Source organism: Streptomyces sp. NBC_01257 (genome assembly GCF_035917255.1).
Classification (GTDB): Bacteria; Actinomycetota; Actinomycetes; order Streptomycetales; family Streptomycetaceae; genus Streptomyces.
Window position 1 is genome coordinate 6,464,162 of the sequence record NZ_CP108472.1, and the last position, 21,229, is coordinate 6,485,390.

15 protein-coding genes are annotated in these 21,229 nt (G+C 70.5%); 12 read left to right on the top strand and 3 right to left on the bottom strand.

Going from position 1 to position 21,229, the window contains the following annotated elements:
- Positions 1-85: 85 nt before the first annotated feature.
- On the top strand, positions 86-1,693 hold the full coding sequence (gene cimA, locus OG408_RS28280) for a citramalate synthase (RefSeq protein WP_266783226.1): 1,608 nt from the start codon (positions 86-88) through the stop codon (positions 1,691-1,693).
- 61 nt (positions 1,694-1,754) lie between these two features.
- Here cimA and OG408_RS28285 read toward each other — a convergent pair whose 3' ends face one another.
- The gene (locus tag OG408_RS28285) at positions 1,755-3,623 is read right to left on the bottom strand and encodes a lectin (protein ID WP_326672676.1); all 1,869 of its coding nucleotides are present in this window, start codon (positions 3,621-3,623) and stop codon (positions 1,755-1,757) included.
- Positions 3,624-3,913: 290 nt separating this feature from the next.
- On the opposite strand from OG408_RS28285, the gene OG408_RS28290 reads away from it, so the two are divergent.
- The 9 genes from OG408_RS28290 (at position 3,914) to OG408_RS28330 (ending at position 17,369) form a co-directional block, all read left to right on the top strand.
- Positions 3,914-4,888, top strand: coding sequence for a LacI family DNA-binding transcriptional regulator (locus OG408_RS28290; RefSeq protein ID WP_266783230.1), 975 nt, complete (start codon positions 3,914-3,916; stop codon positions 4,886-4,888).
- A 113-nt stretch (positions 4,889-5,001) separates the two neighbouring features.
- Entirely contained in the window at positions 5,002-6,678 is a 1,677-nt protein-coding gene (locus OG408_RS28295; protein ID WP_266783232.1) for an ABC transporter substrate-binding protein, read from the top strand.
- 39 nt (positions 6,679-6,717) lie between these two features.
- Positions 6,718-7,779 (top strand): ABC transporter ATP-binding protein, encoded by a 1,062-nt coding sequence (locus tag OG408_RS28300; RefSeq protein ID WP_285567145.1) that lies wholly within the window; start codon positions 6,718-6,720, stop codon positions 7,777-7,779.
- Complete coding sequence (locus tag OG408_RS28305; RefSeq protein WP_266783236.1) at positions 7,776-8,756, top strand: ABC transporter permease; 981 nt, start codon at positions 7,776-7,778, stop codon at positions 8,754-8,756. The genes OG408_RS28300 and OG408_RS28305 overlap by 4 nt, the downstream gene beginning before the upstream one ends.
- A 5-nt stretch (positions 8,757-8,761) precedes the next feature.
- Positions 8,762-9,778: an ABC transporter permease gene (locus OG408_RS28310; protein ID WP_326672680.1), complete on the top strand. Its 1,017-nt coding sequence runs from the start codon at positions 8,762-8,764 to the stop codon at positions 9,776-9,778.
- A complete protein-coding gene (locus tag OG408_RS28315; RefSeq protein WP_266783240.1) occupies positions 9,775-10,791 on the top strand; it encodes an ABC transporter ATP-binding protein in 1,017 nt (338 codons plus the stop codon). The genes OG408_RS28310 and OG408_RS28315 overlap by 4 nt, the downstream gene beginning before the upstream one ends.
- Before the next feature lie 31 nt (positions 10,792-10,822).
- Positions 10,823-12,241 carry a GH1 family beta-glucosidase gene (locus OG408_RS28320; RefSeq protein ID WP_326672683.1) on the top strand — a complete coding sequence of 473 codons (1,419 nt, stop codon included), beginning with the start codon at positions 10,823-10,825 and terminating at the stop codon, positions 12,239-12,241.
- Positions 12,242-12,296: 55 nt separating this feature from the next.
- A complete protein-coding gene (locus OG408_RS28325; RefSeq protein WP_326672685.1) occupies positions 12,297-14,171 on the top strand; it encodes a discoidin domain-containing protein in 1,875 nt (624 codons plus the stop codon).
- 117 nt (positions 14,172-14,288) lie between these two features.
- Entirely contained in the window at positions 14,289-17,369 is a 3,081-nt protein-coding gene (locus OG408_RS28330) for a glycoside hydrolase family 3 protein (protein WP_326672687.1), read from the top strand.
- A 61-nt stretch (positions 17,370-17,430) separates the two neighbouring features.
- Here OG408_RS28330 and OG408_RS28335 read toward each other — a convergent pair whose 3' ends face one another.
- Both OG408_RS28335 and OG408_RS28340 read right to left on the bottom strand, forming a co-directional pair.
- The gene (locus OG408_RS28335) at positions 17,431-18,099 is read right to left on the bottom strand and encodes a class I SAM-dependent methyltransferase (RefSeq protein WP_266783248.1); all 669 of its coding nucleotides are present in this window, start codon (positions 18,097-18,099) and stop codon (positions 17,431-17,433) included.
- Positions 18,100-18,143: 44 nt separating this feature from the next.
- Complete coding sequence (locus tag OG408_RS28340) at positions 18,144-18,785, bottom strand: TetR-like C-terminal domain-containing protein (protein WP_326672689.1); 642 nt, start codon at positions 18,783-18,785, stop codon at positions 18,144-18,146.
- A gap of 126 nt (positions 18,786-18,911) precedes the next feature.
- On the opposite strand from OG408_RS28340, the gene OG408_RS28345 reads away from it, so the two are divergent.
- Both OG408_RS28345 and OG408_RS28350 read left to right on the top strand, forming a co-directional pair.
- Complete coding sequence (locus tag OG408_RS28345; protein WP_266783252.1) at positions 18,912-19,691, top strand: SDR family oxidoreductase; 780 nt, start codon at positions 18,912-18,914, stop codon at positions 19,689-19,691.
- 64 nt (positions 19,692-19,755) lie between these two features.
- Positions 19,756-21,165 (top strand): hypothetical protein, encoded by a 1,410-nt coding sequence (locus tag OG408_RS28350; RefSeq protein WP_326672691.1) that lies wholly within the window; start codon positions 19,756-19,758, stop codon positions 21,163-21,165.
- Positions 21,166-21,229: the final 64 nt, after the last annotated feature.

The following is a 21,229-nucleotide window of genomic DNA, read 5'->3' on the forward strand; positions in this document are numbered from 1 at the left end:
CGGACCGGGACGAGGCACGCGGGATGATGGGGGCAAGTGGAATCAGATCGTCCGGATCCACTCATCCGACAGGAGTCAGACCAGCATGACCACCAAGGCCAAGCCCAGCGACGACAGTTTCCATGTCTTCGACACCACGCTGCGCGACGGTGCCCAGCGTGAAGGCATCAACCTGACGGTCGCGGACAAGCTGACCATCGCCCGGCACCTGGACGACTTCGGCGTCGGTTTCATCGAGGGCGGCTGGCCGGGCGCCAACCCCCGCGACACCGAGTTCTTCGCCCGCGCGCGCCAGGAGATCGAGTTCAGGAACGCCGAGCTGGTCGCCTTCGGCGCGACCCGCCGGGCCGGCGGCAAGGCGTCCGAGGACCCGCAGGTCAAGGCGCTGCTGGAGTCGGGCGCCCCGGTGATCACCCTGGTCGCCAAGTCGCACGACCGCCATGTGGAGCTCGCCCTGCGCACCACGCTGGAGGAGAACCTGGAGATGGTCCGCGACACCGTCTCCCACCTCCGCGAACAGGGCCGCCGGGTCTTCGTCGACTGCGAGCACTTCTTCGACGGCTACCGCGCCAACCCCGAGTACGCCAAGTCCGTCGTCAAGGCCGCGTCCGAGGCCGGCGCCGACGTCGTCATCCTCTGCGACACCAACGGCGGGATGCTCCCCGCCCAGGTCCAGGCCGTCGTCGCCACCGTCCTGGCCGACACCGGCGCCCGCCTCGGCATCCACGCCCAGGACGACACCGGCTGCGCCGTCGCCAACACCCTGGCCGCCGTCGACGCGGGCGCCACCCATGTCCAGTGCACCGCCAACGGCTACGGCGAGCGGGTCGGCAACGCCAACCTCTTCCCCGTCGTCGCCGCGCTGGAGCTGAAGTACGGCAAGACCGTGCTGCCCGAGGGCGCGCTCGCCGACATGACCCGCGTCTCGCACGCCATCGCCGAGGTCGTCAACCTCACGCCGTCCACCCACCAGCCCTACGTCGGAGTCTCGGCGTTCGCGCACAAGGCCGGGCTGCACGCCTCCGCGATCAAGGTCGACCCGGACCTGTACCAGCACATCGACCCCGCACTGGTCGGCAACACCATGCGGATGCTCGTCTCCGACATGGCGGGCCGCGCCTCCATCGAGCTCAAGAGCCAGGAGCTCGGGATCGACCTCGGCGGCGACCGCGAGCTGATCGGCCGCGTCGTCGAGCGGGTCAAGGAGCGCGAGCTGAAGGGCTACACCTACGAGGCGGCCGACGCCTCCTTCGAGCTGCTGCTGCGCGCCGAGGCCGAGGGGCGGGTACGCCGGTACTTCCGCACCGAGTCCTGGCGCGCCATCGTCGAGGACCGCCCCGACGGGACGCACGCCAACGAGGCGACCGTGAAGCTGTGGTCCAAGGGCGAGCGGATCGTCGCCACGGCCGAGGGCAACGGCCCGGTCAACGCGCTGGACCGGGCGCTGCGCGTCGCCCTGGAGCGGATCTACCCCCAGCTCGCCAAGCTGGAGCTGATGGACTACAAGGTCCGCATCCTGGAGGGCCGCACCGGCACCGACTCCACCACCCGCGTCCTGATCACCACGGGCGACGGCACCGGCGACTGGGCGACCGTGGGGGTCGCCGAGAACGTCATCGCCGCGTCCTGGCAGGCGCTGGAGGACGCGTACACCTTCGGGCTGCTGCGCGCGGGGATCGAGCCGACCGAGTAGCACGGACGCACCCGGACCGCGGGCCGGCTCTCCGGCCCGCGGTCCAGGTGCGTGCGGGCAGCTACCCCAGGTGCCACTTCTGGTTGGCCGCCCCGGTGCACGTCCAGATCTGGGTGCGCGCCCCGTTCGCCGTCGACTGGCCGGTCACGTCGAGGCACTTGCCGGCGGCCGTGTTGACGACGTCGCCCGTTGAAGGGTTGTACGTCCAGCGTTGCGCGGCGGAGCCGTTGCAGGTGTACAGCTGCACCTTCGCCCCGTTCGCCGTCGAGCCCGAGGTCACGTCCAGGCAGGCGCCGAGCGAGCGGACCGAGCCGTCGCCCTGGACGGTCCAGCGCTGGTTGGCCGCTCCCGTGCAGTCCCAGATCTGCACGGGCGTGCCGTCGGCGCCGGTGTTGCCCGTCGCGTCCAGGCACTTGCCGCCGGAGCCGGACAGGGCGCCCGATGCGGACTGTGCGCCCGACTGCGTCCCCGACCAGGTGAAGGTCGCCGAAGTGCGCCCGGGCAGCGAGTAAGTGAACTTCTGGCCACCCCAGTTGACCGTCACCTGCTGGGCCTGGCCGCCGCCGTTGTACGCGATCAGTGCCTTCGAGCCGTCCGGGTTGCGCCAGGCGACGTTGGGCACGGTGGAACTGGCGGTGGAGGCGATCCGGGAGGCTCCCGGGCGGACGAACTTGGTCAGGTGGCCCATCGTGTAGTACTCGACGGTGTAGTCGACCTGCCCGCTCCGGCTGTCCCCGTCGTGCACGGTGATCAGCCCGTCGCAGGTGCCGCAGCCGCCGTTGTGCGGGCCACGGTTCTGATCCACCGCGAGGGACCACTTGGTCACCGACTTCGCCCAGTTGCGGGTGTAATCGATGATGTTGGTCATGTCCTCGCGCTGCTGGTCGGCGACCCAGGTGCCGCCGGAGTGCTCCGTCTGGAACGCGTCCGTCGTCGGGTACTGGTCGTGGACCGTCGTCTGCTTGGTGACGTCACCGCCGTAGCCGTGCCAGGCCACCCCGCCGAAGTTGGGGTGGTTGCGCACCGCCGCGTCGTCCACGGTGGCCGCGGCGTACGCGTCGTAGGTGTCCCAGTTCCAGTCGTGCGCCAGCACCTTGGTCGCCAGGCCGGCCGATGCCAGCTTGGGCAGCAGCTCGCTCTTGGTGAAATAGGCCAGGCCGGAGCCGTTCCAGCTCATCGAGGGGTAACCGCCGCAGCACGTCGGCTCGTTCTGCGCGGTGACGTAGTCGACCGGCACGCCCTGGTCCCGGTAGGCCTGGAGGTACTTCACGAAGTAGTCGGCGTAGGCGCCGTAGTTCTCCGCCTTCAGCCAGCCGCCGTTCAGCTGGCCGTTGTCCTTCATCCAGGCCGGGGCGGTCCACGGCGAGGCCACCGTCGTCAGCGCCGGGTTGAGCTGCCTGGCCTGTTTCGTCAGCGGCAGCACGTCCTCCAGATCGTGTGCGATCGAGAAGTTCGCCAGCGACGGGTCGCTCTGCCCGGCGGGCATGTCGTCGTACGTGTAGCCGTACCGCGCCAGGTCCGAACCGCCCATCGGATTGCGTACGAACGAGAGCCCGATGCCCTCCGTGGGGGAGAAGAGCTTCTTCATCGTGGCGTCCCGGGTCGCCTGGCTCAGCGCCCCGCTGCTCTTCATCAGGTACGCGGCGGTGTCGGTGAACGAGGCGCCGCCGCCGGTGAAGGTCTGGTAGGTGGTGTTCTCGTCGACCGTGATGTTCGTGCCGCCACCGCCGTTCCCCGCGCCGAAGGCGACCGGCGTCTGGGCCTCCAGGCCCCGGGTGACATGGCGGCCGCCCGCGTCGTCCGTGGTGGTCAGGGCGATGTTCACCGTCTCGCCCGCGGCCTGCGCGGTGCCGGACGAGAGTCCGGTGAGCCCGGCGGTCGCGAGCACGGCGGCGAGCAGCGCCCTCGCCGCCCTTCCTGATCGGATCATGGCTGATGCCTTCCTCGGCGGGAGCGTGGGGATCGTGCCGTCGGACGAGACGGGAGTGAACTGCTCTTACGTGCCCACGTCAAGAGGATGCGCGTTCAGGAATTGAACGCAAGGGCGTTCCTGGCCGCTCCGAGGATGGGTACGGACCAATCTCGACGTGAAGTATTGACGGCTCTGTTCCAGCGGGGTTAACTCACGCCACCAACGCCGGTACCGGTTCCGGAACCGGTTGCGGTACCGGTTCCACAGCCGGCCGTTCGCTCTGTCCGTTGTGTCCCTGGAGGCCCCCGATGCGAGTCACCATCGCTGATGTCGCCCGCGAGGCCGGCGTCAGCAAGACGACCGTGTCCCGGGTCATCAACACCAAGGGCGAAGTGGACGGTTCGACGGCTGCCCGTGTTCGTGAAGTGATCGCACAGCTCGGCTACGTGCCCAGCTCGGGCGCCGTCGGTCTGGCCCGCGGCAGCAGCCGCACGGTCGGCATGCTGGTGCCCTCGCTGACCTGGCCGTGGATGGGCGAGGTACTGCAGGGCGTCGTCGACACCGTCGAGGCCGCCGACTACGGGCTGCTGCTCTTCACCTGCAACCGCGGGGCCGAGTCCGTGGAGCGCTTCACCAGCCAGGTGTCGGCGCGCGCCTTCGACGGACTGGTCGTCGTCGAACCCGAGAACACCCTCGACCACCTCACCGCACTGCACCGCGGCGGCCTGCCGATCGTGCTGATCGACGATCGCGGCCACCACCCCGAATTCCCCTCCGTCGTGACCACCAACCACGAAGGAGGCGCGTCGGCCGCCCGCCATCTGCGGGCTGCCGGCCGCACCAGGCCGCTGGTCATCACCGGCCCCCAGGACTTCGGCTGCGTACGCGACCGGCTGGCGGGGTTCGTCTCCGTCCTGCCCACCGAGCTCGTCTTCCGCGGGGACTTCACCGAACGCTGCGGCCGCGTCGCCGTGGAGGAGCTCCTGGCCTCCGGCGCGGAGTTCGACTCGGTCTTCGCGCACAACGACATCACCGCGGCAGGTGTGCTGCGGGCGCTGCGCGCCGCGGGGCGCACCGTGCCCGGCGACATCGCGGTGGTCGGCTTCGACGACATCCCGATGGCCGAGCACACCGAACCGCCCCTGACCACCGTGCGCCAGCCCACCCGGCAGATGGGTGAGACGGCCGCACGGATGCTGCTCTCCCACCTCGGCGGCACACCGGTACCCGACGCACCGGTCGTGCTGCCCACCGAACTGGTCGTGCGCCACTCGGCGCCCTAGCGGCGGGCCCCCGGCCCGTCCGCACCCGCACCACCCGTACCGCCCGTACCCGGCGCGCCGAGCGCTGCCCGTTTCCGGATCTCCCAGACCCGCCAGTCCCTCCTGGAGTCGCCATGTCCGCACGCCGTCACCACACGCTCAGAGCGGTCGCGCTCGCCACCGCGGTGGTCGCGCTCGCCGCCGGATGCTCGTCAGCCAACTCGAACAACAAGAAGGGCGGCAGCGGCGCCTCCGGTGTCCTGAACATCGGCAAGCCGGACGGGCCGCAGACGAACAACAGCAACCCGTTCCTGAACACCTCGGCCGGCGCCACCCTCGGCTACCGCTTCATGATCTACGAGCCGCTGGCGATGGTGAGCCAGATCCGGCCCACCGCCAAGGCCGACCCGTGGCTCGCGTCGGACTGGCAGTGGGAGCTCAACTTCACCAAGCTCACCTTCACCCTGGACGGCAAGGCGAAGTGGGCCGACGGCAAGCCGGTGACCGCGGACGACGTGGCGTACACCTTCAACCTGCTGAAGAAGCACCCGGCGCTCAACGGTGACGGCATCGCGTACGACGGGGTCGAGGTCCAGGGCAAGAAGGTCGTTCTGACCTTCGAGGACTCGCAGTACGTCAACCAGAACAAGATCCTCCAGCAGTTCGTCGTGCCCAAGCACATCTGGGAAGGCGTCAAGAACCCGGAGACCTGGCCCAACCGCACGCCCGTCGGCTCGGGCCCGTACAAGCTCAAGACGTTCACCCCGCAGACCACCACGCTGACCGCCACGCCCACGTACTGGAAGGGCGAGACGAAGGTCAAGGAGCTGCGCTACAGCACGTACAACGACAACAACGCCGCCACCACCGCGCTGGCCAGCGGCAAGCTCGAGTGGTCGTTCGTCTTCATGCCGGACTACAAGAAGCTGTTCATCGCCAAGGACCCGAAGAACCACAAGCTGTGGTTCCCCTCCGGGCTCGGCATCCACGGCCTCTGGTTCAACACCACCCGTAAGCCGTTCGACAACCCGGCGCTGCGCAAGGCCATGGCGATGGTCGTCGACCGCAACGCCATCTACACCCAGGCCGAGGCGACGCTCTACCCGGAGATCACCAGCCCCACCGGCATTCCGCTGCCGGCCGGCCAGTCCTTCATCGCCCCCGAGTACAAGAGCGCCACGACGAAGCCTGACGTCGAGGGCGCCAAGAAGGTCCTGGAGAAGGCCGGCTTCACGCTCAGCGGCGGTGTGCTGAAGGACCCGAGCGGCAAGGCGGTGAAGCTCACCTTCACCGACCCGGCGGGCTGGAACGACTACATCACGGGCCTGTCGATCATCAAGGACAACATCAAGAAGATCGGCATCGAGGCCAAGGTCAAGACGCAGACCGCCGACGCCTGGGGCGCGGACGTCGCCAACGGCAACTTCGACGCCACCCTGCACTGGACCAACAGCGGCGCCACCCCCTACGACATGTACCAGAACATCATGGACGGCGCGCTGCTCCAGCCGATCGGCAAGGCCTCCCAGCTCGGCAACTTCGGCCGCTTCAAGAGCCCCGAGGCCACCGAGGCGCTCAAGGACTTCGCCAACGCCACGACCGACACCGCCCGCACCGCCGCCATGAACACCCTCCAGAAGATCATGGTCGAGGAGGCGCCGATGATTCCCACCGCCGCCGCCCCCATCGGGGCCGAGTACTCCACCAAGAACTGGGTGGGCTGGCCCACCGAGGCCGACCCGTACGCCGACCCGCAGCACACCCAGCGCTCGGCGCTGGAAGTCGTGCTGAAGCTCAAGCCGTCGAAGTAGGGCCGTCGGCCTCACACCCCAGGGATCCAGGTACCGGCCATGTCTGAACAGCTCGAAAAGAACCACGTCGTGCTCGAAGCACGCGGAGTCACCAAACACTTCGCCGTGCGGCGCACCGGCCGCGATCTCCTCGCGGGCAAGCGCCGTACCGTCCACGCCGTCGACGACGTCTCGCTGCAACTGCGGCGCGGCACCGTCACGGCACTGGTGGGGGAGTCGGGCTCCGGGAAGTCCACCGTCGCCAGACTGCTCGCGCAGCTGTATCCGCTCACCAAGGGCGAGATCCACTTGGGCGGCCAGCCGGTGAAGGCCGGACGTGGCCGGTCCTTCCGCAGTTACGTACGCCGGGTCCAGCTCATCTTCCAGGACCCGTTCGCCTCGCTGAACCCGGTGCACACCGTGCGCTACCACCTCACCCGTGCCCTGAAGATCCACGGCCGGGCGGGCAGCGGCGAGGCGGAACTGGAACAGAACCTGACCGCTCTGCTGAACCGCGTCCAGCTGACTCCTCCTCATCAGTATCTGGACAAGTTCCCGCACGAGCTGTCGGGCGGTCAGCGCCAGCGCGTGGCCATCGCCCGCGCGCTCGGCGCCGACCCCCAGGTCCTCCTCGCCGACGAGCCTGTCTCGATGCTGGATGTCTCGATCCGGCTCGGAGTGCTCAACCTGCTCAAGGACCTCAAGGACCGCATGCACCTCGCGATCCTCTACATCACCCACGACATCGCGTCCGCCCGCTACTTCGCGGACTCCACGCTCGTGATGTACGCGGGCCGGATCGTGGAGGGCGGTGACAGCGAGACCGTCACCCAGCGCCCCGCGCACCCCTACACCCAGCTGCTGATCGCCTCGGCTCCCGACCCCGACCGGGTCGTCGACGAGGAGGAGCAGGAGGAGACCGGCAGCGGCGAGCCCCCGTCGCTCATCGACCCGCCGGCCGGCTGCCGCTTCCACCCCCGCTGCCCCAAGGCGATGGAGCGCTGCCGCACCGAACTCCCGCCGCGCTTCGACCTGGCCGACGGCCAGTGGGCCGCCTGCTGGCTGTACGACGGCACCGGCGCCGCCCGCACCGACGACCACGAGAAGGAGGCTGCGAAGTGAAGTTCCTGCTCCAACGGCTCGCCTTCTACCTGGTCACGGCCTGGGCCGCCATCACGATCAACTTCCTCATTCCGCGCATGATGCCCGGTGACCCCGTCCAGTCGCTCATCGCCCGCTTCCAGGGCCAGCTGGACACCAACGCCATCGCCTCGCTCAAGGCCCTGTTCGGCCTCGACAAGAAGCAGTCGATCTGGGAGCAGTACACCGACTACTGGTCGCACCTGCTCCACGGCGACCTCGGGCTCTCCTTCACCTTCTTCCCGACGCCGGTCAGCGAGGTCATCGCCCAGTCGCTGCCCTGGACCCTCGCCCTCGTCGGCATCACCACGCTGATCAGCTTCGTGCTCGGCACCGGCATCGGGGTCTTCACCGGCTGGCGGCGCGGCTCCTGGATGGACAGCCTGCTGCCCGTCACCACCTTCATCTCCGCCATCCCGTACTTCTGGCTCGGACTGATCGCCATCTCGCTGTTCGCGGTGAAGTGGCCGCTGTTCCCGGCCGACGGCGGCTACGACAACTCGCTGGTGCCCGCCTTCGACTGGCCGTTCATCTCCAGCGCGCTGTACCACGGGGTGCTGCCCGGGTTCACGATCGTCCTCAGCGCCGTGGCCGGCTGGATCCTCGGCATGCGCAACATGATGGTGACGGTGTCCAGCGAGGACTACGTCATGGTCGCCCAGGCCAAGGGCCTCTCCGAGCGCCGGGTGATGTTCGGTTACGCGGCACGCAACGCCATCCTGCCCAACATCTCCGGCTTCGCCCTCTCGCTCGGCTTCATCGTCGGCGGCACGCTCCTGGTGGAGATGGTCTTCTCCTACCCGGGCATCGGCTACCAGCTCTTCCAGGGCGTCGGCGCCAAGGACTATCCCCTCATGCAGGGCATCTTCCTCATCATCACGCTCTCCGTCCTCGCGGCGAACCTCCTCGCCGACGTCCTCTACATGCTCCTCGACCCCCGTACCCGAAGGGAGGCCTAGGACACATGGCTGTCACCGCCACAGAGGTCGCCGTACTCGACGCGATCGAGACCCCGGCCGCAAGCAAGCGCAGGTTCCGCTTCCTGCGCGGACGCAAGACCGTCGTCGGACTGTGCATCCTGCTCTTCTTCGTGCTGATCGCCGTCATCGGCCCGTGGATCGCCCCGTACGACCCCGACACGATGGGCAAAGAACTGCTCCAGCCGCCCTCCGGATCCCACTGGTTCGGGACCACGCAGACCGGTCAGGACGTGCTCTCGCAGATCCTCGTCGGCACTCGCGGCGTCCTGGTCGTCGGCTTCATAGCGGGCATCCTCGCCACGATCCTCTCCGTGCTCATCGGGGTCAGCGCCGGCTTCCTCGGCGGCACCGCCGACGAGGTGCTCTCGCTGCTCTCCAACGTCTTCCTCGTCATCCCCGGACTGCCGCTGATCATCATCATCGCCAGCTTCGTCACCGACACCGGCGACCTCCTGATCGCGGCCGTCATCGCCCTCACCTCCTGGGCCTGGGGCGCCCGGGTGCTCCGCGCCCAGACGCTCTCGCTGCGCCGCCGGGACTACGTCGAGGCGGCCCGGGCCACCGGTGAGTCGACCTGGCGGATCATCCTCTTCGAGGTGATGCCCAACCTGACCGCCGTCATCGCCTCGGGCTTCGTCGGCACGGTCATCTTCGCGATCCTCTCCGAGATCACGCTCGCCTTCATCGGCGTCGCCGACATCTCGAACTGGAACTGGGGCACCGTGCTCTTCTGGGCGCAGTCCAACCAGGCACTCGCCCAGGGCGCCTGGTGGTGGTTCGTCCCCGCGGGGCTCTGCATCGCGCTGCTCGGCATGTCGCTCGCCCTCATCAACTTCGGCATCGACGAATTCGTCAACCCGCGCCTGCGTACCGAGACCGGCGGCTCCCGGAAGGTCCGCATGCGCGTCGGCTTCACCCCCGTGGCCCGTACGGGCACCTCCGAGGCCGGCTTCACCCCCGTGGCCCGTACGGGCACCTCCGAGAAGGAGCCCCGCTCATGAGCGAGCCCGTCCTCACCATCAGCGGCCTCAACGTGGACTACGGGACCGGGTCCGACGCCGTGCACGCCCTGCGCGACATCGACCTCACCCTGCACCGGGGCGAAGTCCTCGGCCTCGCGGGCGAGTCGGGCTCCGGCAAGTCCACCCTGGCCTACGCCGTCACCCGGCTGCTCTCCCCGCCCGGCGTCATCACCGGCGGCGAGGTCCACTACCACCAGCGCGACGGCCAGAAGCTCGACCTGCTGACCCTGTCGGCACCCGAGCTCCGCGCCTTCCGCTGGCAGGAGCTGTCGATCGTCTTCCAGGGCGCGATGAACTCCCTGAACCCGGTCCACACGGTCCACAGCCAGCTCACCGACGTACTCCAGGCCCACCGCCCGGAGATGCGGAAGGCGGCACGGACCGCGCGGGCCAGGGAGCTGCTGAACCTCGTCGGCATCTCCGCCGACCGGCTCGGCGCCTATCCGCACCAGCTGTCCGGCGGCATGCGCCAGCGCGTGATGATCGCGATGGCGCTCGCGCTGGAACCCGAGATCGTCATCATGGACGAGCCCACCACCGCACTCGACGTCGTCATGCAGCGCCAGATCCTGCGCCAGCTCGTCAGGCTCCGCGAGGAGCTCGGCTTCTCGGTCGTCTTCATCACGCACGACATCTCGCTCCTCATCGAGTTCTCCGACCGGATCGCGATCATGTACGGCGGCCGGATCGTCGAGGAGGCCGGCGCGTCCGAGATCTACCGCGACCCCCACCACCCTTACAGCGACGGACTGCTGCACTCCTTCCCCGCGCTGCACGGACCCCGCCGCGAGCTCAGCGGCATCCCCGGTTCGCCCCCGCACCTGTCCGCGATGCCGGCCGGCTGCGCCTTCCACCCCCGCTGCGCCAAGAAGGTCGAGGCCTGCGACAGCCACGTCCCGGTGCTCGCCGCCCCGGACGGGAGCGACGGCTCGCGCTCGGTGGCCTGCTGGCTCCACCGGGAGGCCCCGGCCCCCGCAGTCGCCCGTTCGTAGCGACATACGCACCGCACACCACAGGAGAACCATGAACCTCGTCACCCCCCAGGCCTACGCCCGCGAGATCGCCGCCCAGGCCGTACCCGGTCTGCCCGCCGACTTCCGCTGGGGCGTCGCCACAGCCGCGTACCAGATCGAGGGCGCGGCGGCCGAGGACGGCAGAACGCCGTCCATCTGGGACACGTACAGCAGGGTGCCGGGCATGGTCGTCCGCGGTGAGAACGGCGACGTGGCCTGCGACCACTACCACCGGATGCCCGAGGACGTCGCGCTGATCGCCGACCTGGGCGTCGACACCTACCGCTTCTCGCTGGCCTGGCCCCGCATCCAGCCGGGCGGCCGCGGCCCCGCCAACGCCAAGGGACTGGACTTCTACAAGCGTCTGGTCGACGAGCTCGACGCCAAGGGCGTCACCCCGTGGATCACCCTCTACCACTGGGACCTGCCGCAGGAGCTGGAGGACGCGGGCGGCTGGCCGGCCCGCGACACCGCCTACCGCTTCGCCGAGTACGCCGCCCTCGCCTACGACGCCCTGGGCGACCGGGTGAAGCACTGGACCACGCTGAACGAGCCGTGGTGCTCGGCGATGCTCGGATACGCCTACGGCGCCCAGGCCCCCGGCCGGAAGAACCTCGGCGAGGCGATCCACGCCGTCCACCACCTGCTGCTGGGCCACGGCCTCGCCTCGCAGTACCTGCGGGAGCAGGCCGACGCCCGCGGCAACGAGCTCGAACTCGGCATCACCCTCAACCTCGGGACCGCCACCCCGGAGACCGACAGCCACGAGGACGCCGAGGCGGCCCGCCGCGCCGACGGGCTCGGTGCCCGTCTCTACCTGGACCCCGTCGTCAAGGGCGCCTACCCCGAGGACATCGTCACCGACCTCGCCGCCCAGGGCATCGAACTCCCCGTCCACGAAGGCGACCTGGCCGTCATCGCGACCCCGCTGGACGTCCTCGGCGTCAACTTCTACCGCGGCACGCTGTTCTCCGGCGTGACCGAGGACGGCGCGACGACGGACGCCGAAGGGCTGCCCGTCACCCGGGTCGTGGAGCGCGAGCTGCCCCGTACCGCCATGGACTGGGAGATCACCCCCACGGCCCTCACCGACCTGCTGGTCCGTCTGGAGAAGGACTACGCCCTCCCGACGGTCATCACCGAGAACGGTGCCGCGTTCGACGACACCGTCTCCGCGGACGGCGAGATCCACGACGCCGACCGCACCACCTATCTCGCCGACCACATCGCCGCCGTCGCCGACGCCCGCGCTCAGGGGGCCGACGTCCGGGGGTACTTCGCCTGGTCGCTGATGGACAACTTCGAGTGGTCCTACGGCTACGACAAGCGATTCGGCATCGTCCGCGTCGACTACGACACGCAGGTGCGGACGCTCAAGGACAGCGCCAAGTGGTACCGCGACACCATCCACCTCACCCGCAACGCGTAGCCGCGCCCGCGCGCGTGGCCGCGCAGCCTCCTTGGATACGAACGGGAGCCCCACCGTGCCCTCTCGTACGACTCTGGCAGCCACCACCGCCGCACTGATCGCCCTCGCCGCTCCCATGGCCTTCGCCGCTCCGGCCGCCCCCCGGCCGGCGGCGCAGGCCGCGGCCTGGGACACCGACCGGGCGGCCGCCGCCCACACCGCCGACCCCGGCGCCGTCACCGCGTCCGGCAGCGAGAACGACGCCACAGGACCGGGGGCCGCCGCCGACGGCAACGGCACCACCCGCTGGTCGAGCAACACCGCCGACGACGCCTGGATCCGGGTGGACCTCGGCGCCACCCTCCGCATCAGCCAGGTCACCCTGGACTGGGAGGCCGCCTACGGCAAGAAGTACGTCCTGGAGGTGTCGAAGAACGGTACCGACTGGACCGCCTTCTACACCGAGGACGACGGCACCGGCGGCAGCGTCACCGCGCACACCTACCCGCAGGAGGTCACCGGACGCTACGTCCGGATGCGCGGCATCCAGCGCGCGACCGCCTGGGGCTACTCCCTGTACTCCTTCAAGGTGTACGGAGGGGAGCAGGCCCCCGCCTCCACGACCCGCACCAACCTGGCCCTGAACCACCCCGCGTACGGCAACCTCTACCAGCACGCCGGCAACTCACCGGCCTTCGTCACCGACGGCGGCTGGCCGGCCGACCTCAAGGCGGACCAGTCGCGCTGGTCCAGCGACTGGAACGCGGACCGCTGGGTCGGCGTCGACCTGGGCGCCACCTCCACGATCGACACCGTCGACCTGTACTGGGAGGCGGCCTACGCCGTCGACTACCGGATCCAGGTCTCCGACGACAACCGCACCTGGCGCACCGTCCACCAGCCGTCCGCCGCCGACGTCGCCGCCCGCCGCGCCGATGTGAAGGCGCCGGGCGAGGCCGCCGGACGCCATGACACGGTCACCCTGCCCACCCCGGCGACCGGGCGCTACGTCCGGATGCTCGGTGTCGAACGCCGCTCGTTCTACAACCCGGCGCCCGCCACCGCCCAGTTCGGCTACTCCCTCTACGAGTTGCAGGTCTGGGGTACCGGAGGCAGCGCCGACGCCGCCTACCCGGCCCTGCCCAAGAACCCCGGCGGCGCCTACAGCACCACCTTCTTCGACGACTTCACCGGCTCGGGCCTGGACCGCTCCAAGTGGCGGGTGGTGCGCACCGGCACGGAGATGGGACCCGTCAACGGCGAGTCGCAGGCCTACGTCGACTCGACGGACAACATCCGCACCGAGAACGGCGCCCTCGTCCTGGAGTCGAAGTACTGCAAGGCGTGCACCCCCACGCCCAACGGCACCTTCGACTTCACCTCCGGCCGGGTCGACACCAACACCAAGTTCGACTTCACCTACGGCAAGGTCAGCGCCCGTATGAAGCTGCCGGTCGGCGACGGCTTCTGGCCCGCCTTCTGGATGCTCGGCAGCAATGTCGACGACCCGTCCGTCTCCTGGCCCGGCTCGGGCGAGACGGACATCATGGAGAACATCGGCTACGGCGACTGGACCAGCTCCGCCCTGCACGGCCCGGGCTACTCGGCCGACGGCAACATCGGCAAGCAGCAGACGTATCCGAACGGCGGCCGCGCCGACGCGTGGCACACCTACGGCGTCGAGTGGACGCCCGAGGGCATGACGTTCACCGTCGACGACCGGGTCGTCCAGACGACCTCGCGCCAGAAGCTGGAGTCGACCCGCGGCCAGTGGGTCTTCGACCACAACCAGTACGTGATCCTCAACCTGGCCCTCGGCGGCGCCTATCCGGCCGGCTGGAACAAGGTCACCACGCCCTACTGGGGTCTTCCGCAGTCCAGCGTCGACCGGATCGCGCAGGGCGGCATCAAGGCGGAGATCGACTGGGTGCGCGTCGAGCAGAAGAAGTAACCGGCCCGTCCGGCAGAAGCACCCCCCGCACCTCAAGGTCACACCCGCACCCCGCGCGCGGCACGGCATCCCGCACCCCGCCGTGCCGCGCGCGGTCACCGTACCGAGGAGCCGCACATGCCACCACGCACCCGTCACCGCGCGAGACCCGCGACGGCCGCACTCGCCGCCGCCACCGTCCTCGCCGGCCTGCTCGCCGGCGCGGTCCCCAGCGCGGCGGCGCCCGCCGCGGCCGACGATCCGGCACCCGTGGCCGTCGACCGGTTCGAGGGCGAGGTCCCCTTCGCGAACCAGCCCGCCGAGGGCATCTTCACCTGGGGCGGCGACGCCGACGACCCGCCCGCCCTGGCACTGAAGGAACGCGCGGACGCGCCCGAGGGCGCCAAGGTCCTCGAAGGCACCTACGACATCAGCGGCTACGGCGGACTCAGCCACGACTACGCCGCCGACCGGCCCGCCCACGACTGGTCCGCGCACAGGGGCATCCGGTTCTGGTGGTACGGCCAGAACACCGCACCCCTGCCGCCCGGTTCGGGCAGGAAGATCAGCTTCGAGATCAAGGACGGCGGCGCCCACGGCGAGGCCTCCGAGCTGTGGACCACCTCCTTCACCGACGACTGGGAGGGCTGGCACCAGGTCGAGATCCCCTTCGCCGACTTCACCTACCGCGGCGACTACCAGCCGGTCGGCGGTATCGACCAGGTACTGGGCCTCAACGAGATGTGGGGCTACGCCCTCACCCTGCCGCCCGGCGCCCCCGGCAAGTTCGCCATCGACGGCATGGAGCTGTACGGCAAGGCGGACGCCGCCCTGAAGGCGAGCGTCGTCACGGACGCGGCCGTCCACCCCGTCACGCAGGGCGCCACCGCGGACATCGACCTCTCCGTCGCCACCACCGGCTCCCTCCCGCTGGACGAGCCCGTGACCGTCGCCTACGAGACCAAGGGCGGCAGCGCGGCATCCGGCACCGACTACACCCCGGTCAGCGGCACGTACACCTTCCCCGCCGGCACGGCTTCCGGCACCGCGCACCGCGTCTCCGTCGACACGAAGAAGATCACCGGAGCCGCCTCCGCGAAGACGGTCCCGCTCGAACTCACCGTCACCGGCGCCAGGCCGCCGAAGGAGAACCCGCAGGTCGTCATCGACGCCCACGGGCTGCCCTACCAGAACCCGAAGCTGCCGGTGAAGCAGCGGGTCGCCGACCTGCTCGCCCGGATGTCGCCCGCCGAGAAGGCCGGCCAGATGACCCAGGCCGAGCGCAACGCGCTCAGCTCCCAGGGCGACATCGCCACCTACGACCTCGGTTCGCTGCTCTCCGGCGGTGGCTCCGTCCCGACGCCCAACACCCCGGCCGCGTGGGCGAAGACGGTCGACTCCTACCAGCTGCGCGCCCAGGCGACCCGCTTCCAGATCCCGCTGATCTACGGCGTGGACGCGGTGCACGGCCACAACAACGTGATCGGCTCGACGATCATGCCGCACAACGTCGGTCTCGGCGCGACCCGCGACCCGCGGACCGTCGAGAAGACCGGCGCCGTCACGGCGAACGAGGTGCGCGCCACCGGTATCCCGTGGGACTTCGCCCCCTGCCTCTGCGTCTCGCGCGACGACCGCTGGGGCCGTGCCTACGAGGCGTACGGCGAGGACCCGGCGCTCGTGGAGTCGCTGGAGACGGTGATCCAGGGCATGCAGGGAGCGGCCTCCGGCAAGGACCTGGACCGCAACGACAAGGTGCTGGCGACCGCCAAGCACTACGTGGGCGACGGCGGTACGGAGTACGGCTCCTCCACCACCGGTTCGTACCCGATCGACCAAGGCGTCACCAAGGTCACCCGGCAGGAGCTGGAGGCCGTCCACCTCGCCCCGTTCACCGAGGCCGTCGAGCGCGGGGTCGGCACGGTCATGCCGTCCTACTCCTCGCTCGACATCCTCGGGGACGACGAGGGCCCGGTGAAGATGCACGCCAACGCCGCGATGATCAACGGCGTGCTGAAGGACCGGATGGGCTTCGACGGGTTCGTCATCAGCGACTGGCAGGCCATCGACCAGATCCCCGGCGACTACGCGAGCGACGTCCGCACCTCGGTCAACGCCGGCCTCGACATGATCATGGTGCCGACGGCGTACAAGGACTTCACGAGGACGCTCCAGGACGAGGTCACCGCGGGCCGCATCACCCAGGCCCGGATCGATGACGCGGTCTCCCGCATCCTGACGCAGAAGTTCAGGCTGGGCCTGTTCGAGAAGCCGTACGCCGACACCGCCAACCTCGGCAAGGTCGGCTCGGCCGAACACCGCGCCGTGGCCCGTGAGGCCGCGGCCAAGTCCCAGGTGCTGCTGAAGAACGACGGCGGCGTGCTGCCGCTGAAGTCCTCGCAGAAGGTGTACGTCGCCGGCTCCAACGCCGACGACATCGGTAACCAGGCCGGCGGCTGGACCGTCAGCTGGCAGGGCTCGTCCGGGAACATCACCCCGGGCACCACGATCCTTTCGGCCATGAGGAAGGACGCCGCCTCGGTCACGTACTCCAAGGACGCGTCGGCCTCGACGGACGGCTACGACGTCGGTGTCGTGGTGGTCGGCGAGACCCCGTACGCCGAGGGCATCGGCGACGTCGGCAACGGTCACGACCTGGAACTCTCCGCCGCCGACAAGGCCGCGGTCGACAAGGTGTGCGCCGCGATGAAGTGCGCCGTCCTGATCGTCTCGGGCCGCCCGCAGCTCATCGGCGACCGGCTGGGCGGCATCGACGCGCTGGTGGCCTCCTGGCTGCCGGGCACCGAGGGCGACGGCGTGGCCGACGTGCTCTACGGCAAGCGGGCCTTCACCGGACAGCTCCCGGTCACCTGGCCGAAGTCCGAGGCGCAGCTGCCGATCAACGTGGGCGACGCGGCGTACGACCCGCAGTTCCCCTACGGCTGGGGACTCACCACGCTGAGGAAGCCCCCGGCCGGCGGCGAGCTGACGCTCACCGCGCTGGCGCTGGCCGCCCAGGTGGCGGAGAGGACCGGTCTCGGCCGGACCGAGGTGGGCCGGACCATCGTCGGCCAGGCCCGGCTGCTGGTCCAGCAGAAGGCCGGCGGGAAGCTGACGGAGAAGGTGTCCAAGCCGTTCGCGGACGCCGATCACCTGCTGCTGACCGGTGACCTGACCGGTGCGGTGGCGAAGCTGAGGGCGGCCTACCGGGCCGTCTGAGACGGGGGAGCGGGCGGGCGGCACTGATGCCGCCCGCCCGCTCCCGTGTGCCGTCCGGCTCTCAGGCGGGCTTCCTGGCCATGACGACGACGCCGGGACCGGTGTGCTCGTCCGCGGGGATGCGGAGGTCGGCGACCGGGTGCAGTCCGGCCTGCTCGATCAGCTCCACGAACTGCTCCGGGCGCCACTTGTGCGTCGTCCAGCTGACGGGCACACCGCCGTAGGCCTCGGTGCGCACCAGGTCCTCGTCGCCGACATGGGTGGCGGTGATGAAGTGTCCGCCCGGCTTCAGGGCGCGCACGAACCCGGCGAGCACCTGGGGCAGCACGGCACGGGGCAGGTTGAACAGCGACCACCAGCCGAGCACACCGCCGAGCGACGCCTCGGCGAGGTCGAGGTCGGTGGCGGAGGAGACGCTGAAGCGGCACTCCGGGTGCAGCCGGCGCGCGTTCTCGATCATGCGGGGGGAGAGGTCGACGCCGGACACGTCGAGGCCGCGTTCGGCGAGGTAGGCGGTGACCGTTCCGGGGCCGCAGCCGACGTCGAGGACGGGTCCGAGGCCGGTCACGGTGTCGGCGAAGGCGTCGATCGACGCCTTGAGCCAGGGATGGCGGCGGATGTCCCCGATTCCCGTCGTCAGCACCATGTGGGCGTAGTTGTCGGCGACGCGGTCGTAGGACTCGCGGACGGTGTCGAGGTCGGCCGGGCGGTCGACGGAGTGGGCGCGCATCGGCCAAAGATAAGGGGTGGCCGCCCAGTCGGGGCCGCTCGCCCTCAACTTCCGGCCGGTCCCGGTGAGTCGGCGGCGGGGTCCGTGGCGACGCCCCGGAAGAGGTGGTCGACCAGCCGGTCGGCGAACTCCGTCGTCAGCGGCTGCGCGGGCATCAGCAGCCGGTGGTAGACGGCTCCCCAGAGCTGGTCGACGATCGTCTCCAGGTCGGCGTCGGCCCGGATCTGGCCCGCGTCGCGGGCGACTGCGAGGCGTTCGACGGCGAGGGCGCGGCGCGGGGTGACGTAATGCGTCGAGAGCGCATCGGCGAGATCGGGGTCGCCCTGGGCGGCCCCGATGATGCCGGCGACGACGGGACCGTTGCCGTTCAGGAGATCGATGAACGCGTGCAGCTGTGTCGTCAGATCACGCCGGATGTCGCCCGTGTCGGGGAAGGCGAGGGTGGCCTGAAAGGCGTTGAAGTACGCGTCGAAGGCCAGGGCCCCGGGGGAGGGCCACCACTTGTAGAGGGTCATCTTGCTGACGCCCGCGCGGGCGGCGACCTTGGAGAAGGTCAGGGCGCGGACGCCCTCGGCGAGCAGGAGATCGGCGGCCGCGGTCAGCGTCGCGTGCCGGACGTCCTCCGCCCGGCGCCGTCCGCGCCCGGGCGTGAGCGGGCCGGGTCCCCCGGCCGCTGTCCGTTCCATGCGTGTCCTCCTCGTCCGGCACGGCCCCCCGAGCCACTATATGGACACCTGGGCCACATATATATGGACCACTCGTCCACATGATGTTAATGTACTTATCGTCCACAAAATGAGAGGGAGGTCGCCATGACCACCACCGACGACAACGGCAACGGCACGACCACCGGCGAGCAGTCCGTGCCCCGGGTGGCGATCGTGACCGGGGGCTCGGGAGGGATCGGCGGTGCGGTCGCGCAGGCGCTGGCCGCCGACGGCATGCCGGTGGTCGTGCACTACTCCGGCAGCGCCGAGCGGGCCGAGCGGGTCGTCGCCTCGATCCGGGAGGCGGGCGGCACGGCCGTCGCCCTGTCCGGCGACGTCGCGGACGAGACGGCGATGACGGCCCTGTTCGACACGGCCGAGGAGCGCTTCGGCGGCGTCGACGTGGTGGTCAACACCGCCGGGATCATGCTGCTCGCCCCGCTGGCGGAGATGGCCCTGGACGCCTTCGACCGGATGCACCGGGTCAATGTGCGGGGCACGTTCGTCGTCTCCCAGCTCGCCGCCCGGCGGCTGCGCACCGGCGGCGCGCTCGTCAACTTCTCCACGTCCGTCACCCGGCTCCAGCAGCCGGCCTACGCCGCCTACGCGGCGACCAAGGGCGCGGTCGAGGCGATGACGCTGATCCTCGCCCGCGAACTGCGCGGCCGGGACGTCACCGTCAACGCCGTGGCCCCCGGACCGACCGCGACCCCGCTCTTCCTGGACGGCAAGAGCCCCGAACTGATCGAGAGGATCGCCGGTGCCTCCCCGCTGGAGCGCCTCGGCACGCCCGAGGACATCGCCGCCGCCGTCGCCTTCCTGGCCGGTCCGGGCGGCCGGTGGATCAACGGCCAGGTCCTGTTCGCCAACGGCGGCATCGCCTGACCCCGGGCCCCTGGCCGGCCTCGCTCGCCGGGCGCCGCTCACCCGAGTGGGCTAACTTCGAAGTATGAGGAACAGGGCGTTCCCTCACTTCCTGGTCCCGGCTTTCCTGGCGGGACTGCTCCTTCTGCTGTCGGCGGCCGCGCTGCTCGTGGCCCCCGCCGCGACCGCCGCGACCGGCGCCGCCGGCGTGGACGAGGTGGCGCAGGCGCTGCGCAAGAATCCGGTGTACGTCGACCCGGCCGCGTCCGGCCAGCTCTCCCGGGCCGAGGCCGACGCCCTGGCGAAGAAGATCAAGGACGCCGACAAGCCGGTCTTCGTGGCCGTGCTCCCGCGGACCTCCGCGTTTCCCGCGGACAGCGTCCTGCGGACGCTGCGCACCGACACCGGGATCACCGGTGTCTACGCGATCCGCCTCGGTGACGGCTTCAACGCGGGCGCCGACCCGCGGGTGATGTCCGAGCAGGCCGTCCAGAACCTCACCGCCGCCGTGAAGACGCCCGGCGCGGACACGGACGCCGCGACCCAGCTCAACGCCTTCGTCGACCGCGCCGTCGAGCAGGCCCGGGGCAGCGCCCCCAGTTCCTGGGGCGGCGCCTCCTCCGGCAACAGCTCGGCGACCGCGGGCCTGATCGCGGTGGGCGCGGTGGTGGTCCTCGGCGGCGCGGGCGCCTACACGGTCGTGCGCCGGAACCGGAAGCGCAAGGAGGCCGAGGAACAGGCCGCCCTCGACAAGCTCCGGGTCGTCGTGGACGAGGACATCACGGCGTACGGCGAGACCCTGGACCGGCTCGACTTCCACCCCTCGGAGCCGGGCGCCGACGACACGATGCGCGCCGACTACGAACGCGCCCTCGACTCCTACGAGAGCGCCAAGTCCCGGATGGAACACGCCCAGCACCCCTCCGACGTGCGCGGGGTGACGCAGGCCCTGGAGGACGGGCGCTACTCGCTCGCCGTCCTGGACGCCCGCCGCACCGGCGGCGAACTCCCCGCCCGCAGGCCGCCCTGCTTCTTCGACCCGCGCCACGGCCCCTCCGTGGCCGACGCCCGCTGGACCCCGTCGGGCGGCACCGCCCGCGAGGTCCCGGTCTGCGGCGCCGACGAGATACGGCTGCGCGACGGCGAGGACCCGATGAGCCGCACCGTCGACATGGGCGACGGCAGCAGGCGCCCCTACTGGGAGGCCGGTCCGGCCTACGGCCCCTGGGCGGGCGGCTACTTCGGCGGCGGCCTGCTCCCCGGCCTGCTGGTCGGCACCATGCTCGGCTCGATGCTCGCCACCCCGGCCTACGCGGCGGAGTACGGCGGCGGCGACTTCGGTTCGGGCGGCGACTGGAGCGGCGGCGACTTCTCCGGCTCCGACTTCGACTCGTCGGGCTTCGGTGGCGGCGGCTTCGGTGACGGGGGCGGCGGCGGGTTCGGCGACGGCGGCGGCTTCGGTGGCGGCGGAGACTTCGGCGGCGGCGGCTTCTAGCAGGCGCCCGGTCCGATGAGTTCCGGGCGGCGTGGCAGTCTCTCCTCCCGTACCCGTGATCCGG